We start from the raw sequence: 14215 nt of genomic DNA, 5'->3' as shown, positions 1-14215 counted from the left end.
ATGAACCTATTCAGCATGGCCACCAAACCCCGAAAGAAGTCCTCGGCTGTCACCGAGGACGAGGTCTTCGACATTGCCGCCGACCTGTTCCGGGCCATGGCCGCGCCCATGCGGCTGAAGATCGTGAGCCTGCTGTGCAACGGCGAGAAGAACGTGAGCGAGCTGCTCGCGCAGATCGACACCACGCAGCCCAACATGTCGCAGCACCTGAACACGCTCTACCAGGCAGGCGTGCTCGCACGACGCCGCGACGGCGTGAGCATCTACTACAGCATCGCGAACGAAACCGTGGTGGCGCTGTGCCGCAGCATCTGCGTGCAGATCGCCATCGAGCAGGAATAAGAAGAGAAGAAGGCCGCCAGGCCTTCTGCGGCGGTGCCCCTCAGGGCTTCAGGTAGACGTAGCCTTCCTTCGCCTGCAGCCGCGCCACCTCGGCCACGCCCGAGGGCACCACCTTGGTTTCCATCAGCAGCTTGCCCGCGTCGATGTTGCGCGTGGTCAGCGTGTTGTTGCACACCTTGAACTCCACGCCGCGCCCCGCCAAGGCACTCACCGGTCCGCTGAACTCGCGGCCCTTGCTGTCCTTCGCATCGGTCAGCAGGAAGTCGATGCCGGGGCCATGCGTGACCACGACGATCTTCGCCTTCGGCTCGGCGTTCAGGTGGTTCGTGATGTTCGCGAGGATGGCTGCGCTGTTCTCCACGCCGGTGTTCACGTGGTAGACCACCTTGGTCTCCTGTGCGCCCGCGAACGTGGCGACCATGGTGAGCAGGAAGGCGATGAATGCGTGTCTCATGGGGAAACCCTCTGGCTGTTGTCGTTGCCCGCAAAATATCATCTTCTGCTTATATTTACAGCCGGGCAAGCCCGCGGCCCTCGCCGCCCAGCCCGCAGGAGACGACCCACGATGTTCCCGTGCCGGCCCACCGCCGTTCGCGCGAAGGCACTTTTGATGTGTGCTGCGCTCTGGTTGAGCGCCAGTGCTGCGTTCGCCGCCCCCGAGATCCGCCCGCTGCCGGTGGCGCCCGACATCTACTACGTGCAGGGCATCCCCGCGCTGGGCTCGAAGGACAACCAGAACTTCATCTCCAACGCCGGCTTCGTCGTCACGCGCGACAGCGTCGTGATGATCGACGCGCTCGGCTCGCCCGCTGTCGCCGAGCGCATGGTGGCCGAGATCCGCAAGCTCACGCCCAAGCCGATCAGCCACGTCATCCTCACGCACTACCACGCCGATCACATCTACGGCCTGCAGGTGTTCAAGGCGCTGGGCGCGCAGATCGTGGCGCACACGCGGGGCAAGACCTACCTCACGTCCGACACCGCACGGCTGCGGCTCGAGGCCTCGCGCCAGGAGCTCGCGCCGTGGATCGACGAGCGCACGCGGCTGGTGCCGGCCGACGTGTGGATCGACGGGCGCACCGAGCTGACGATTGGCGGCACGCGCTTCGTGATCCAGCCCGCCGGCCCCGCGCACACGCCCGAAGACCTTGCCATCTTTTTGCCGCAGCAGAAGGTGCTGTTCACCGGCGACATCGTGTTCCGCAACCGCACGCCCTACGTGGGCTCGGCCGACAGCCGGCACTGGATCACGTCGCTCGATGCGCTGCTCGCACTTGATGCGCGCACCATCGTGCCGGGCCACGGCCCCGCGTCGGACGACCCGGCGCAAGACCTGCGGCAGACGCGCGACTACCTCGTCTTCCTGCGCGGCGCGATGCAGAAGGCCGCCACCGAGATGACACCGTTCGACGAGGCCTACGCCGCCACCGACTGGTCGCGCTTCGAGGCCTGGCCGCTGTTCAAGGTGGCCAACCGCATGAACGCCTACAACACCTACCTGCTGCTGGAGCAGGAGGCGCGATGAGCGGCGACCGCACGCGCCGGCAGCTCGTCGCGGGTCTTGCCGCGTGGTGCGTGGCACCGACGGTTGTGCATGCGGCGGGGGTGCAGTTGCCCGCGCCCGCCTCGCTGGCCGACGCACTCGCCGCAGCGCTGGCCCGCTCGCAACCGCTGGTCGTCATGGCCAGCCTGCAGGGCTGCCCCTTCTGCAAGATCGCGCGCGAGCACTACCTCGTGCCCGAACTTGCGGCCGGCCTGCCCGTGGTGCAGATCGACTTTCGTGATTCGCGCATCGTGCGCGACTTCGACGGCTCCACACGCACGCACGACGCGCTCATCAAGGCGTGGAAAGTCACCGTCGCACCGACCGTGCTCTTCTTCGGCCGCAACGGCCGCGAGGTCGCCGAACGGTTGACCGGCGGCGACTCGGACTTCTACGGCGCTTACCTTGAAGCACGCCTGCAGCAAGCGCGCACCGCCGTCCGCAGTTGACGTTATGCATGGAGAAACCGAACGGGTTTCCCCCAAGAGCAAAGCCCTTCCCTTGGGCACGATCGTCCCTAAAATCAATACATAACGATTTACTTATTTAACGATGAAACCAGCCGCTTCGGGGCGCGTTTCAAGGAGACCGATTTGAAGTTGCTGTTGCCGTCGCTCGCCGTTGCTGTCACCGCCCTGCTGCTGTCGACACCGGCCCTTGCGAACAAGGAGCTGGCCCAGAAGAACGCCTGCCTCGCCTGCCACGCGGTCGACAAGAAGCTGGTCGGCCCCGCCTACCTCGACGTTGCGAAGAAGTACACCGGCCAGGCCGATGCGCTCGCCGTGCTCACCGCGAGCATCCAGAAGGGCAGCACCGGCAAGTGGGGCGCCGTGCCCATGCCCGCGCAGCCTGCGATGAGCGAGGCCGATGCCAAGGCGCTGGCCGCCTGGGTGTTGGGCGGCGCGAAGTAAGGCGCACGGACGCGACGCCATGAGCGGCAGCATCCAGCAGACCGGGCAGGTGCGCAAGGCACCCGAGAACTTTCTCGACGCGCAGGGCGTGCGTGCCGTCTTCGCCGAAGCCGGCAAGGGGCGGCGCGACTTCATCCGCAACGCCTTCGCCGCGGCCGTTGCAGGCACGGCAGCCTCGTCGTCCGCGCTCGCGCAAACGCGCACCGCGGTGGTCGACGGCGACCCCGCCATATTGAATCTGCCCGCGCACAGCACGGGCCTCGGCCAGCCGGTGGTCACCGACGGCTACGGCAAGCCTTCCAAATACGAAGCCAACGTGCAGCGCCGCCAGAGCCCGGGGCTCACGCCGACCGCGCAGGCCTCGGTGTCGTTCGCGCCGCTGCAGTCGCTGTTCGGCATCGTCACGCCCAGTGGCCTGCACTTCGAGCGGCACCACCAGGGCTGGTGGGACATCGATCCGTCCAAGCACCGGCTGATGGTCAACGGCATGGTGAAGACGCCGAAGGTCTTCACGCTCGACGAGCTGATGCGGCTGCCGTCGGTGTCGCGCTTTCACTTCATCGAGTGCGGCGCCAACACCGGCATGGAGTGGGGCAACGTCGCAGTGCCGACGGCCCAGTACACGCATGGCATGCTGTCGTGCAGCGAGTTCACCGGCGTGCCGCTGATCACGCTGCTCGAGATGGCGGGCGCCGACCTCAAGGGCGAGCGCTTCGTGCTCGCCGAAGGCGCCGACGGTTCGTCGATGACGCGCACCATTCCCATGAGCCTCATTCGCTCGGGCGAGGTGCTCGTGGCCTACGGCCAGAACGGCGAGATGCTGCGGCCCGAGCAGGGCTACCCGCTGCGGCTCGTGGTGCCGGGCGTGCAGGGCGTGAGCTGGGTCAAGTACCTGCGCCGCATCGAACTCGGCGACCAGCCCTACGGCGCCAAGGACGAAACGGTGCACTACGTCGACCTCATGCCCGACGGCCAGCACCGCCAGTACACCAGCATCCAGGAATGCAAGAGCGTCGTGACCACGCCCTCGGGCGGGCAGATGCTGCTCGACAAGGGCTTCTACAACATCACCGGCCTCGCGTGGTCGGGCCGCGGCCAGGTGAAGCGCGTGGACGTGAGCGTGGACGGCGGGCGCAACTGGCGCACCGCGCGGCTCGAATCGCCCGTGCTGTCGAAGTGCCTCACGCGCTTCAACATCGACTGGGTGTGGGACGGCACGCCGGCCATCATCCAGAGCCGCGCGATGGACGACACCGGCTACGTGCAACCCAGCTACAAGCAGCTGCGCGCGGTGCGCGGCACGCGCTCGATCTATCACAACAACGCCATCCAGTCGTGGCAGGTGCAGGCGAACGGGGAGGTGGCGAATGTCCAGCTTTCCTAGCCGCGCGCTGCTGGTGCTTGCGCTCGCTTGCGGCGTCGGCGCTGCGGCATGGGCACAACCGAAGACGGCAGGCTATGCCGGCATCGGCCGCGACGCCACGCCCAAGGAAGTGGCCGCGTGGGACATCGACGTGCGCCCCGACTTCAAGGGCCTGCCGCCCGGCTCGGGTTCCGTCACGCGCGGCCAGGACCTGTGGGAAGGCAAGTGCGCTTCGTGCCACGGCGTGTTCGGCGAATCGAACCAGGTGTTCAGCCCGATCGTCGGCGGCACCACCGCAGAAGACATCAAGAGCGGCCACGTCGCGCGCCTGAAAGACCCGGCGTTCCCCGGCCGCACCACGCTGATGAAGGTCACGAGCCTGTCGACCGTGTGGGACTACGTGTACCGCGCCATGCCGTGGAACCAGCCCAAGTCGCTGACGCCGGACGACGTGTATGCCGTCACCGCCTACATGCTGAACCTCGGCGGCATCGTGCCCGACGACTTCACGCTGTCCGACAAGAACATCCGTGAGGTGCAGGCCCGCATGCCCAACCGCAACGGCGGCACCACCGCGCACGCGATGTGGCCCGGCAACGAGCTCGGCCGCGCGGCCAAGCCCGATGTGTCGGCCGTGGCCTGCATGCGCGACTGCGTGCCGGCGGCGTCGTCGGTCGCGCAACTGCCGCCGCATGCGCGCGGCAGCCACGGCAACCTCGCCGACCAGAACCGGTTGGTGGGCGCGCAGCGCGGCATCGCCACCGCAGCACCCGCTGCCGCTGCTGTGAAGACCAGCGCACCGGCCGCGGCACCGAAAGTGCCCGTCGCGCTGCTCGAGAAGAACAGCTGCACCGCCTGCCACGGCATGACGCAAAAACTCGTCGGCCCCGCCTTCTCGGACATCGCGAAGAAGTACCCCGGCCAGACCGACCACCTGCTGCAGAAGATCAAGGCAGGCAGCACCGGTGTCTGGGGGGCGATCCCGATGCCGCCGCAGACCCTCGGCGACGATGATGCCAAGGCCATCGCCCGCTGGCTCGCCGACAGCGCCGGACCATGATTCGACAGGAGACAACCCCATGAAAAACCGCAGACAGATGCTCACGCAGTCCGCCGCCCTCGCAGGCCTGGCGGCCACCGCCGGCTGGCTTCCCGCCACCGCGTTCGCGTACTCCAAAGACGCCTTCGACGCCAAGAGCGTGGCCGACGCGCTCAAGGCCGTCGGCGTCACCGGTGCGCCCACCGAGAGCAAGGACGTCACCATCACCGGCCCCGACATCGCCGAGAACGGCGCCGTGGTGCCGCTCAGCGTGGCCACCGCCTTGCCCGGCGTGAAGCAGCTCATGCTGCTGGTCGAGAAGAACCCGAACGCCGTGGTCGCGATCTTCAACACCTCGGAGTTCGTCGAGTCGAACTTCACCACGCGCGCCAAGCTGGGCCAGTCGTCCGACGTGTACGCGATCGCGGTCATGAACGACGGCAAGGCACTCTTCGCCAAGAAGGAAGTCAAGGTCACGCTCGGCGGCTGCGGCGGCTGAGCGACGGGCTTCACACACAAGAACACGACGAGAAGAAGGAGACCACCATGGCAGATCCCATGCGCATCCGCGCCCAGGCCGCGGGCGACAAGACGACCGTGCGCATCCTCATGGCGCACGAAATGGAAACCGGCCAGCGCAAGGACGCCGCCGGCAAGACGATTCCCGCCTGGTTCATCCAGGAAGTCACGGCCTCGCTCAACGGCAAGACCGTGCTCACGGCCGACTGGGGCCCGGCGGTGTCGAAGAACCCCTTCATGCAGTTCGCGCTGAAGGGCGCGAAGGCCGGCGACAAGATCGCCGTGACCTGGAAGGACAACCGCGGCGACACCCGCACCGACGAAGCCACCGTCAGCTGACGCTTTCTTCGACCACGCGAGCGATCGATTTCGTTCGCGTGTTGTGTTCCCCACGAGAAAAAAAGGCGGCCCCATGAGGACAACCACATGCCTGAGCCTGCTGGTGCTGGCCGGCAGCATCGCGCTGCCCGCCGCGGCGCAGAAGACCACGGCCGAAGGCATCGCCGAGTACCGCGCGCTGCTGCAGGACGGCAACCCCGCCGAACTGTTCGAAGCCAAGGGCGAAGACCTCTGGAAACAGAAGCGCGGCCCCAAAGCCGCGTCGATGGAGAAGTGCGACCTCGGCAAGGGCCCGGGCGTGGTGAAGGGCGCGTTCGCCGAACTGCCGCGCTACTTTCCCGACACCGGCCGCGTGCAGGACATGGAGTCGCGCCTGCTCACCTGCATGGAAACGCTGCAGGGCTTCGACGCCGCGGCCATCGCGAAGACGCCGTTCGGCCAGGGCGAGCAGAAGAACCTCGAAGGGCTGGTCGCATGGATCTCGGCCGAATCGAAAGGCCTGCCGCTGAACCTGCCGCAGTCGCACGCGAGCGAACGCCGTGCGTATGAAGTGGGCAAGCGCCTGTTCTTCCTGCGCGCCGGCCCGCACGACTTCGCCTGCGCCACCTGCCACGGCGCCGACGGCAAGCGCATCCGTTTGCAAGACCTGCCCAACCTCACGAAGAACCCCGGCGCGGGCGAAGGCTTCGGTGCCTGGCCGGCCTACCGCGTGTCGTCGGGCGAGTTGTGGGGCATGCAGCGGCGGCTCAACGACTGCTTCCGCCAGCAGCGCTTTCCGTACCCGGGCTACGCCAGCGACGTGACCGTGGCGCTGGCCGTGTACATGGGCGTCAACGGCAAGGGCGGCAAGACCACCGCGCCAGGCATCAAGCGCTGAAGGAGCCACGCCATGAAGTCTGATCATTTCTTCGGCCTCGCCGCCGTGGCCTGCGCGCTCACCGTGTTCGGTTGCGCGTCGGTCGACAGCGCCGCCGAGCTCGACAAGCTCACCGCCGACGCGCTGCAGCGTTCCTTCCGCGACCAGGGCATCGCCAAGGTCGACCGCCTCGTGCAAGACCCGGCCAACCTCGCGTGCAGCGAAGCCGAGGCCAGCGGCAAGCCGCTGGACGAGCAGCGCACCAAGGAGATCGAGGCCGCCAACATGAAGACCGTGCGCTGGCCTGCCGACGGCAAGTTCGTCGGCGACTGGCGCGAGGGCGAGAAGATCGCGCAGAACGGCCGCGGCCTCACCTGGACCGACGCGGCCAATGCCGCCAACGGCGGCAACTGCTACAACTGCCACCAGATGTCGAAGGAAGAAATCTCCTTCGGCACGCTCGGCCCGAGCCTGTACCACTACGGCAAGCTGCGCGGCGTGAGCGACCCGGCCAGCGCTGCTTCCAAGCCCATCGTCGAATACACCTGGGGCAAGCTGTGGAACGCGCGCGCCTACAACGCCTGCTCGAACATGCCGCGCGTCGGCCATTCCGGCATCCTCAACGAGAAGCAGATCCGCGACGTGATGGGCTTGCTGCTCGACCCCCAGTCTCCCGTCAACCGCTGAGCGTTCGGCTTCCTTCTTCATGAACCTTTCCAAGCGCGAGTTCGTCCAGATGCTCGGTGCCGGCGCTGTCGCCGGCCTGGGCCTGGGCCGCCACGGCAGCAGCGTGGCTGCCGGCCTCGACGGCATGTACACCGTGCCGGCCTTCGGCAACGTGTCGATGCTGCACATGACCGACTGCCACGCGCAGCTCAAGCCGCTGTACTTCCGCGAGCCGGGCGTCAACATCGGCATCGGCGCCATGCGCGGCAAGGTGCCGCACCTCGTGGGCGAGCACCTGCTGAAAGCCGCCGGCGTGAAGCCCGGCACGCGCATGGCGCATGCGCTCACCTACCTCGACTTCGACAACGCCGCGCAGCGCTACGGCAAGGTCGGCGGCTTCGCGCACCTGGCCACGCTGGTCAAGCAGCTCAAGGCCAGCCGCCCCGGCGCGCTGCTGCTCGACGGCGGCGACACCTGGCAGGGCTCGGCCACCTCGCTGTGGACCGATGCGCAGGACATGGTCGACGCCTGCAAGCTGCTCGGCGTCGACGTGATGACCGGGCACTGGGAGTTCACCTACGGCATGGCGCGGGTGCAGCAGATCATCGAGAAAGACTTTGCGGGCAAGGTCGAGTTCGTGGCGCAGAACGTCAAGACCGCCGACTTCGGCGACCCGGTGTTCAAGCCGTATGTGATGCGCGAGATCAACGGCGTGCCCTGCGCCATCATCGGCCAGGCCTTTCCCTACACGCCCATCGCCAACCCGCGCTACATGGTGGCCGACTGGACCTTCGGCATCCAGGACGACAACCTGCAGCGCGTGGTGAACGAAGCGCGCGGCAAGGGCGCGCAGGTGGTGGTGGTGCTGTCGCACAACGGCATGGACGTCGACCTGAAGATGGCCAGCCGCGTCACCGGCATCGACGCCATCCTGGGCGGCCACACGCACGACGGCACGCCCATGCCCACGCTCGTGAGCAACGCGGGCGGCAAGACCATCGTGGTCAACGGCGGCTCCAACGGCAAGTTCCTCGGCGTGATCGACTTCGACGTCAAGGGCAAGAAGGTGAGCGACTTCCGCTACCGCCTGCTGCCCGTGTTCTCCGACCTGATTCCGGCCGACAAGGAGATGGACGCGCTCATCACCCGCGTGCGCGCGCCCTACGAGGCCAAGCTGGCCGAAACCCTGGCCCACACCGACGGTGCGCTGTACCGGCGCGGCAACTTCAACGGCACCGGCGACCAGCTGCTGCTCGACGCGCTCATGGAAGTGCAGGACGCGCCCATCGCCTTCTCGCCCGGCTTCCGCTGGGGCACCTCGCTGCTGCCCGGCCAGGCGATCACGCGCGAGTGGCTGATGGACATGACGGCCACCACGTACTCGTACGCGACCGTCACGCAGATGACCGGCGAGACGCTGAAGACCGTGCTCGAAGACGTGTGCGACAACCTCTTCAACCCCGACCCCTACTACCAGCAGGGCGGCGACATGGTGCGCGTGGGCGGGCTGCAGTACACCTGCGACCCGACGGCCGCCATGGGCCAGCGCATCCAGGACATGCGCCTGGGCGGCAAGCCCATTGATGCGAGCCGCAGCTACAAGGTCGCGGGCTGGGCGCCCGTGAGCGAAGAGGCGCGCACCGCCGGCAACAAGCCGGTGTGGGAAGTCATCGAGCCGTGGCTGAAGTCGCGCAAGGTGGTGACCACGCGCCGGCTCGACGAACCCGTGCTGAAGAACATCACACCGAACCCCGGCCTGGCCTGAATCGAGCGCCCCGCATGTGGGGCGCTCCCTAGAATCGGGGCATGTCCATCGAGCAGGTTTCCCTTCTCACCACGCTCGCGCTCGTGGCGGCCTTCGTGCTGTCGGCGGTGTTCGGCGCCGTCGCGCGCGCCACGCGCTTTTGCACCATGGGCGCGATCAGCGACGTGGTGGCGCTCGGCGACTGGACGCGCGTGAAGCAGTGGGCCGCGGCCGGCGGCGTCGCGCTCATCGGCTTCTCGGCGTTGGTGTTCACGGGGCTCGTCGATGCCGACCGCACCCTGTATGCCTCGCACCAGATCCTCTGGCTCGCGGCGCTGGTCGGCGGCCTGCTGTTCGGCGTCGGCATGGTGCTGTCTTCGGGCTGCGGCAACAAGACACTGGTGCGCCTGGGCGGCGGCAACCTCAAGGCGCTGGTGGTGCTGGTGCTCATGGGCGTGTCGGCCTTCGCCACGCTGAAGGGCATCACCGCGGTGCTGCGCGTCGCGACCGTCGATGCGGTGCATGTCGATCTGGCGCTGAACGCGTCGCTGCCCGAGGTGCTGGCCGCATCCTTCCAACTCAACGCGTCGTCGCTGCGCCTCGCGCTCGGCCTGGTGCTCGGCGGCGCGCTGCTCGTATGGGCCGCCTGGGGCCGCGAGACGCGTGACGTGCGCAGCCTTGTCGGCGGCATGCTGATCGGTGCGCTGGTCGTCGGCGCATGGTGGCTCAGCGGCCATTGGGCGGTGGTCGAGGAGCATCCGCTCACGCTCGAGCACGTGTTCCTCGGCACCAACTCCGGCCGCGCTGAAGCGCTGAGCTTCGTCACGCCGGTGGCCTACGCGCTCGACTGGCTCATGTTCTACAGCGACGCCAACAAGCGGCTCACGCTCGGCATCGTGTCGGTGGCCGGCGTGGTGGTGGGCGCCGCGCTGCATGCGCTGTGGTCGCGCGAATTCCGCTGGGAAGGGTTTGCCAACACCGGCGACCTCGCGCACCACGCGACGGGCGCGGTGCTCATGGGCATCGGCGGCGTCACGGCCATGGGCTGCACCATCGGGCAGGGCCTGAGTGCGCTGTCGACGCTGAGCATCGCGAGCCTGCCGGCCATCACGGGCATCGTCATCGGTGCGGTGGTAAGCCTGAAGTACCAAGCTTGGCAGCTCGAACGCACGCTCTGATTTCCAGCGCCGTGCGTTGAAGCGAATCCTCACAATTTAGTTCGATGCGCCGCGTGCTTTTCGCGCGTTTGCGACGCGCGGAGGCGGTGGTGCTGGCTATCATTTTTCGCACCCGACGCCGCCCTTGTGCGCGATGCCCTTCTTCGATGCGGCATGGCCGGGCCGGCACCGAACAACCACAACCGAGGGAGAGCGCCATGACTGCGCACAACAACCGATCGGCGCGCACGCGCCTGTTTGCCTTGAGCCTTTGCTTCTGCGCCGTGCTCGCGGCCTGCAAGGACGACAACAAGGCGGCCACCACGCCATCGACGTCGAAGTCGCCGTCCGCATCGGGCGCCACCCAGCCCGCCAAGGACCCGGCGCGCGAGCAGGCCGCGGCCCGCACCACCTACAGCCAGGCTTACAACCGGCTCATCGACGACAACCGCAGCGTCGCCGCCAAGTACAAGAGCTACGTGCAGATGAACGTGAACGGCAAGTCGCCGAGCGGAAACTCGTTCTATGGCAGCCCTTCCGATGTGCAGTCCATCGCGGACGACCTGAAGAAGGCACGCGCCACCGGTTCGGGCGACGCGGCGCTCGACGCGGCCGTTGACGGCGTGGTGGCCACGGGCGAGAAGCTCGTCGCCATCTGGACGCCGATGGACCCGTACTACAGGTCCAAGAGTTTTCTCGAAGACAAGTGGGTCAAGGGCCGCGCGGCCGACGCCGACATGAACGCCGCCTTCAAGGGCCTGCTGGCCAGCATCGACACGCTGGGCAGCGAGCTGGACCGCGTGCAGGAGGCGTCGCGCACCGAACGCATGGCCAAGCTCAAGGCCGAGGGCGACCTGCTCAACTACCACACGCTGGCGTCGATGGCGGTGGCCAAGAAGTTCGTCAACGCGCTCGACCAGGTCGACGGTCTGAAAAACAAGGACGCCATCGCCAAGGTCGATGCGGCGGCCAGCGAGTTGCAGGCCTCGCTGGAAGAGCTCTCCAAGGCGCTGGAGGAAGCCAAGGCCCAGGCCAAAGCCAAGGGGGACGAAGGCAAGGCGCCCAACTACAACTATGCGTCGCTGCACGGAAGCCTGCTGAACATGATCGGCCAATGGCGGACGTTCAAGGACAACAAGTTCCCGTCGACGTTCAAGAACATCGTGAGCTACTACAACTCCGCCGTGGGTTCGTACAACCGCGGCTTCGGCCGCTGACCCCCGCCATGGGCGCCGCACGGCTTGTTTCGCACGCCCGCGTCGCGGCCCTTGCGGTCGCGGCGCTTCTCGTTGCGACGGGAGTGGCGGGATGCGGCAGCGCCCGCGAGACGCAGCAGATTCCCGTCTCCGCGTTCCGCAACTACGGCGCGTCGCCGCTGCAGCACACCTTCTACATCGGCTCCGATGCGCGGTTCCACCGCTTCCAATGGTCCAACGGCAAGCAAGGCGGCACCTGGCTGATCGCGCGCGGCGAGATGGACATCGTCAACGAGAAATCGGTCGACGACCCGCGCGTCGGCCGCGCCGGCTACTTCCTCGGCCGGCGTGACGACGGCCGGTGGATGGCGCACTGAGCCTGCGCCAGCGCCGCGTTTTTTACGCTTTCTTTACGCCCCCCCACCCACTCTTTCCCCCGGTTTTACGCACGCCTGCCGAGACTCCTTTCATCTTGTTTGCAGGAGTGATGAATGGACATCGTCTGGATGGGCGCCTTGCTGGCGCTGTGGGTCGTGGTGGCGGCCATGGTCGTCGGGCTGAACCGGCTCGAGGGGCCGCAGAAGCCGCACGCGGGCGTTGATACAACGCGCACGCAGGGAGACGCCTCGTGATCGGCCTCGAAGTCCTGTACGGCTTCGGCGCGCTGGTCGCCGTGGTCCTGTTCGCGTACCTGGTGTTCGCCCTGATCTGCGCCGAGGAGTTCTGACATGGAAACCTCGGCCTGGGTCTTGTTGGCCCTTTTTCTCGGCGCGCTGCTCGTGCTGGCCTGGCCGCTGGGCAAGCTGCTGGCTGCGCTGTGCGGCGAGCGCGTGCCGCGCTGGATGCAGCGCGTCGAAGCACCGCTCTACCGGCTCGCGGGCACGAAGCCCGAGCAGTCGATGCACTGGCTGCGCTATGCGCTGGCGCTGCTCGCGTTCAACGCCATCGGCGCGATCTTTCTGTATGCCCTGCAGCGCCTGCAGGGCGGGCTGCCGTTCAATCCGGCCGGCATGGGCGCGGTGTCGCCCGACTCGGCCTTCAACACGGCGGTGAGCTTCGTCGCCAACACCAACTGGCAGGGCTACGGCGGCGAGTCGACCATGAGCTATCTCACGCAGATGCTCGGCCTGGCGGTGCAGAACTTCTTGTCCGCGGCCACCGGCATCGCGGTCGCCTTCGCACTGGTGCGCGGCTTTGCGCGCCGCGGGGAAGGGCGTGAGGGCAAGGGCCTGGTCGGCAACTTCTGGGCCGACGTGACGCGCGTCACGCTGTGGGTGCTGGTGCCGATTTCGTTAGTGCTCGCGCTGTGCCTCGCGGGGCAGGGCGTGATCCAGAACTTCGACGCCTACAAGTCTGTGCAGACGCTCGAGGCCACGGCGTTCCAGCAACCGAAGAACGGCCCCGATGGCCAGCCTTTGAAGGACGACAAGGGCGCGCCTGTGATGGAAGACGCCACCACGCCGACGCAGACGCTCGCCATGGGCCCGGTCGCTTCGCAGGAAGCGATCAAGATGCTCGGCACCAACGGCGGCGGTTTCTTCAACGCCAACTCGGCGCATCCCTACGAGAACCCGACGGCGTTCAGCAACCTGCTGGAGATGCTGGCGATCTTCCTGATCCCGGCGGCGCTGTGCTTTGCCTTCGGTCGCGTGGTCGGCGATCTGCGCCAGGGCTGGGCCGTGCTCGCGGCGATGACGGTGCTGTTCGTGGTGGCGGTGCTGGTCGCCACGCCCGCCGAGCAGGCCGGCAACCCGCTGCTGGGTCCGCTGGGCGTGGACCAGATGGCGAGCGCGCTGCAAAGCGGCGGCAACATGGAAGGCAAGGAAGTGCGCTTCGGCATCGACGCCTCGGCCCTCTTCGCCGCCGTGACCACCGCCGCCTCGTGCGGGGCGGTGAACGCCATGCACGACTCGCTCACGCCCATCGGCGGCATGGTGCCCCTGGTGCTGATGCAGCTGGGCGAGGTCGTCTTCGGCGGCGTTGGCAGCGGCCTGTACGGCATGCTGGTGTTCGCCATGCTCGCGGTGTTCATCGCGGGCCTGATGATCGGCCGCACGCCCGAGTACCTCGGCAAGAAGATCGAGGTGCGCGAGATGAAGCTGATCTCCATCGCCATCCTGGTCACGCCAGTGTTGGTGCTGGCGGGCACGGCGCTGGCGGTGAGCGCGGGTGCGGGCAAGGTCGGCATCGCCAACCCCGGCGCGCACGGCTTCTCCGAGGTGCTGTATGCGCTGACCTCGGCCGCCAACAACAACGGCAGCGCCTTCGCGGGCCTGTCGGCCAACACACCGTTCTACAACGGCCTGCTCGGCCTGGCGATGTGGCTCGGCCGCTTCGCGATGATCGTGCCGGTGCTCGCCATTGCCGGCGCGCTGGCCGCCAAGAAGCGCCTGCCCGTCACCAGCGGCACGCTGCCCACGCACGGCCCGCTGTTCGTCTTCCTGCTGATCGGCACCGTGCTGCTGGTCGGCCTGCTCAACTACGTGCCGGCACTGGCCCTCGGGCCGATCGTCGAACACCTCGTGCTCTGGAAATAAGAA

At 67.5% G+C, this 14215-nt stretch carries 18 protein-coding genes; 17 read left to right on the top strand and 1 reads right to left on the bottom strand.

Annotated features, from left to right (window positions below):
- The first annotated feature begins 15 nt into the window (after positions 1-15).
- Positions 16-342 (top strand): ArsR/SmtB family transcription factor, encoded by a 327-nt coding sequence (locus tag CY658_RS17430; RefSeq protein WP_099793711.1) that lies wholly within the window; start codon positions 16-18, stop codon positions 340-342.
- Positions 343-382: 40 nt separating this feature from the next.
- Here CY658_RS17430 and CY658_RS17425 read toward each other — a convergent pair whose 3' ends face one another.
- Positions 383-796, bottom strand: a complete 414-nt coding sequence (locus tag CY658_RS17425) for a DsrE family protein (RefSeq protein WP_101491421.1) — start codon at positions 794-796, stop codon at positions 383-385.
- A gap of 156 nt (positions 797-952) precedes the next feature.
- Between CY658_RS17425 and CY658_RS17420 the strand changes: the two genes are divergently transcribed.
- The 16 genes from CY658_RS17420 to kdpA all read left to right on the top strand — a co-directional run bounded on the left by CY658_RS17420 (position 953) and on the right by kdpA (position 14212).
- Positions 953-1867: an MBL fold metallo-hydrolase gene (locus CY658_RS17420; RefSeq protein WP_257884909.1), complete on the top strand. Its 915-nt coding sequence runs from the start codon at positions 953-955 to the stop codon at positions 1865-1867.
- Complete coding sequence (locus tag CY658_RS17415; RefSeq protein WP_257884908.1) at positions 1864-2334, top strand: hypothetical protein; 471 nt, start codon at positions 1864-1866, stop codon at positions 2332-2334. Before CY658_RS17420 ends, CY658_RS17415 begins: the two co-directional genes overlap by 4 nt.
- A 144-nt stretch (positions 2335-2478) precedes the next feature.
- Positions 2479-2796, top strand: coding sequence for a c-type cytochrome (locus CY658_RS17410; RefSeq protein ID WP_101491419.1), 318 nt, complete (start codon positions 2479-2481; stop codon positions 2794-2796).
- Positions 2797-2815: 19 nt separating this feature from the next.
- Entirely contained in the window at positions 2816-4180 is a 1365-nt protein-coding gene (gene soxC, locus CY658_RS17405) for a sulfite dehydrogenase (RefSeq protein ID WP_101491418.1), read from the top strand.
- Positions 4164-5219: a c-type cytochrome gene (locus CY658_RS17400; protein WP_101491417.1), complete on the top strand. Its 1056-nt coding sequence runs from the start codon at positions 4164-4166 to the stop codon at positions 5217-5219. The genes soxC and CY658_RS17400 overlap by 17 nt, the downstream gene beginning before the upstream one ends.
- A 19-nt stretch (positions 5220-5238) precedes the next feature.
- On the top strand, positions 5239-5697 hold the full coding sequence (soxY, locus tag CY658_RS17395; RefSeq protein ID WP_095950317.1) for a thiosulfate oxidation carrier protein SoxY: 459 nt from the start codon (positions 5239-5241) through the stop codon (positions 5695-5697).
- A 47-nt stretch (positions 5698-5744) separates the two neighbouring features.
- Positions 5745-6056 (top strand): thiosulfate oxidation carrier complex protein SoxZ, encoded by a 312-nt coding sequence (soxZ, locus tag CY658_RS17390; protein ID WP_180838976.1) that lies wholly within the window; start codon positions 5745-5747, stop codon positions 6054-6056.
- Positions 6057-6129: 73 nt separating this feature from the next.
- Positions 6130-6933 (top strand): sulfur oxidation c-type cytochrome SoxA, encoded by an 804-nt coding sequence (gene soxA / locus CY658_RS17385; RefSeq protein WP_101491416.1) that lies wholly within the window; start codon positions 6130-6132, stop codon positions 6931-6933.
- Between the two features lie 12 nt (positions 6934-6945).
- Positions 6946-7599, top strand: a complete 654-nt coding sequence (soxX, locus tag CY658_RS17380; RefSeq protein ID WP_101491415.1) for a sulfur oxidation c-type cytochrome SoxX — start codon at positions 6946-6948, stop codon at positions 7597-7599.
- A 19-nt stretch (positions 7600-7618) separates the two neighbouring features.
- Positions 7619-9343 carry a thiosulfohydrolase SoxB gene (gene soxB, locus CY658_RS17375; RefSeq protein ID WP_101491414.1) on the top strand — a complete coding sequence of 575 codons (1725 nt, stop codon included), beginning with the start codon at positions 7619-7621 and terminating at the stop codon, positions 9341-9343.
- Positions 9344-9384: 41 nt separating this feature from the next.
- Positions 9385-10500 (top strand): YeeE/YedE family protein, encoded by a 1116-nt coding sequence (locus tag CY658_RS17370; protein WP_101491413.1) that lies wholly within the window; start codon positions 9385-9387, stop codon positions 10498-10500.
- A gap of 197 nt (positions 10501-10697) precedes the next feature.
- On the top strand, positions 10698-11696 hold the full coding sequence (locus CY658_RS17365) for a DUF3829 domain-containing protein (RefSeq protein ID WP_180838975.1): 999 nt from the start codon (positions 10698-10700) through the stop codon (positions 11694-11696).
- A gap of 8 nt (positions 11697-11704) precedes the next feature.
- On the top strand, positions 11705-12052 hold the full coding sequence (locus tag CY658_RS17360) for a hypothetical protein (protein WP_143713709.1): 348 nt from the start codon (positions 11705-11707) through the stop codon (positions 12050-12052).
- 114 nt (positions 12053-12166) lie between these two features.
- A complete protein-coding gene (locus CY658_RS32800; protein ID WP_180838974.1) occupies positions 12167-12307 on the top strand; it encodes a hypothetical protein in 141 nt (46 codons plus the stop codon).
- Positions 12304-12402 (top strand): K(+)-transporting ATPase subunit F, encoded by a 99-nt coding sequence (gene kdpF, locus CY658_RS17355; protein WP_056576794.1) that lies wholly within the window; start codon positions 12304-12306, stop codon positions 12400-12402. Before CY658_RS32800 ends, kdpF begins: the two co-directional genes overlap by 4 nt.
- A 1-nt stretch (position 12403) precedes the next feature.
- Entirely contained in the window at positions 12404-14212 is a 1809-nt protein-coding gene (kdpA, locus tag CY658_RS17350; protein ID WP_101491410.1) for a potassium-transporting ATPase subunit KdpA, read from the top strand.
- Positions 14213-14215: the final 3 nt, after the last annotated feature.

The sequence above is a fragment of the Variovorax sp. RO1 genome (assembly GCF_002849325.1).
GTDB lineage: Bacteria > Pseudomonadota > Gammaproteobacteria > Burkholderiales > Burkholderiaceae_C > Variovorax.
Note: the sequence above shows the minus strand (reverse complement) of the source record. Positions and strands in the feature narration are given on the sequence as shown.

What these genes read in the sequence shown, in the direction of transcription:
- CY658_RS17415 (WP_257884908.1), top strand. Translation starts at nt 1,864, where the DNA reads ATGAGCGGCGACCGCACGCGCCGGCAGCTCGTCGCGGGTCTTGCCGCG.
- CY658_RS17360 (WP_143713709.1), top strand. Translation starts at nt 11,705, where the DNA reads ATGGGCGCCGCACGGCTTGTTTCGCACGCCCGCGTCGCGGCCCTTGCG.
- soxY (WP_095950317.1), top strand. Translation starts at nt 5,239, where the DNA reads ATGAAAAACCGCAGACAGATGCTCACGCAGTCCGCCGCCCTCGCAGGC.
- CY658_RS32800 (WP_180838974.1), top strand. Translation starts at nt 12,167, where the DNA reads ATGGACATCGTCTGGATGGGCGCCTTGCTGGCGCTGTGGGTCGTGGTG.
- CY658_RS17430 (WP_099793711.1), top strand. Translation starts at nt 16, where the DNA reads ATGGCCACCAAACCCCGAAAGAAGTCCTCGGCTGTCACCGAGGACGAG.
- CY658_RS17425 (WP_101491421.1), bottom strand. Translation starts at nt 796, where the DNA reads ATGAGACACGCATTCATCGCCTTCCTGCTCACCATGGTCGCCACGTTC.
- CY658_RS17420 (WP_257884909.1), top strand. Translation starts at nt 953, where the DNA reads ATGTGTGCTGCGCTCTGGTTGAGCGCCAGTGCTGCGTTCGCCGCCCCC.
- soxA (WP_101491416.1), top strand. Translation starts at nt 6,130, where the DNA reads ATGAGGACAACCACATGCCTGAGCCTGCTGGTGCTGGCCGGCAGCATC.
- soxC (WP_101491418.1), top strand. Translation starts at nt 2,816, where the DNA reads ATGAGCGGCAGCATCCAGCAGACCGGGCAGGTGCGCAAGGCACCCGAG.
- CY658_RS17365 (WP_180838975.1), top strand. Translation starts at nt 10,698, where the DNA reads ATGACTGCGCACAACAACCGATCGGCGCGCACGCGCCTGTTTGCCTTG.
- CY658_RS17400 (WP_101491417.1), top strand. Translation starts at nt 4,164, where the DNA reads ATGTCCAGCTTTCCTAGCCGCGCGCTGCTGGTGCTTGCGCTCGCTTGC.
- soxZ (WP_180838976.1), top strand. Translation starts at nt 5,745, where the DNA reads ATGGCAGATCCCATGCGCATCCGCGCCCAGGCCGCGGGCGACAAGACG.
- soxB (WP_101491414.1), top strand. Translation starts at nt 7,619, where the DNA reads ATGAACCTTTCCAAGCGCGAGTTCGTCCAGATGCTCGGTGCCGGCGCT.
- CY658_RS17370 (WP_101491413.1), top strand. Translation starts at nt 9,385, where the DNA reads ATGTCCATCGAGCAGGTTTCCCTTCTCACCACGCTCGCGCTCGTGGCG.
- soxX (WP_101491415.1), top strand. Translation starts at nt 6,946, where the DNA reads ATGAAGTCTGATCATTTCTTCGGCCTCGCCGCCGTGGCCTGCGCGCTC.
- kdpA (WP_101491410.1), top strand. Translation starts at nt 12,404, where the DNA reads ATGGAAACCTCGGCCTGGGTCTTGTTGGCCCTTTTTCTCGGCGCGCTG.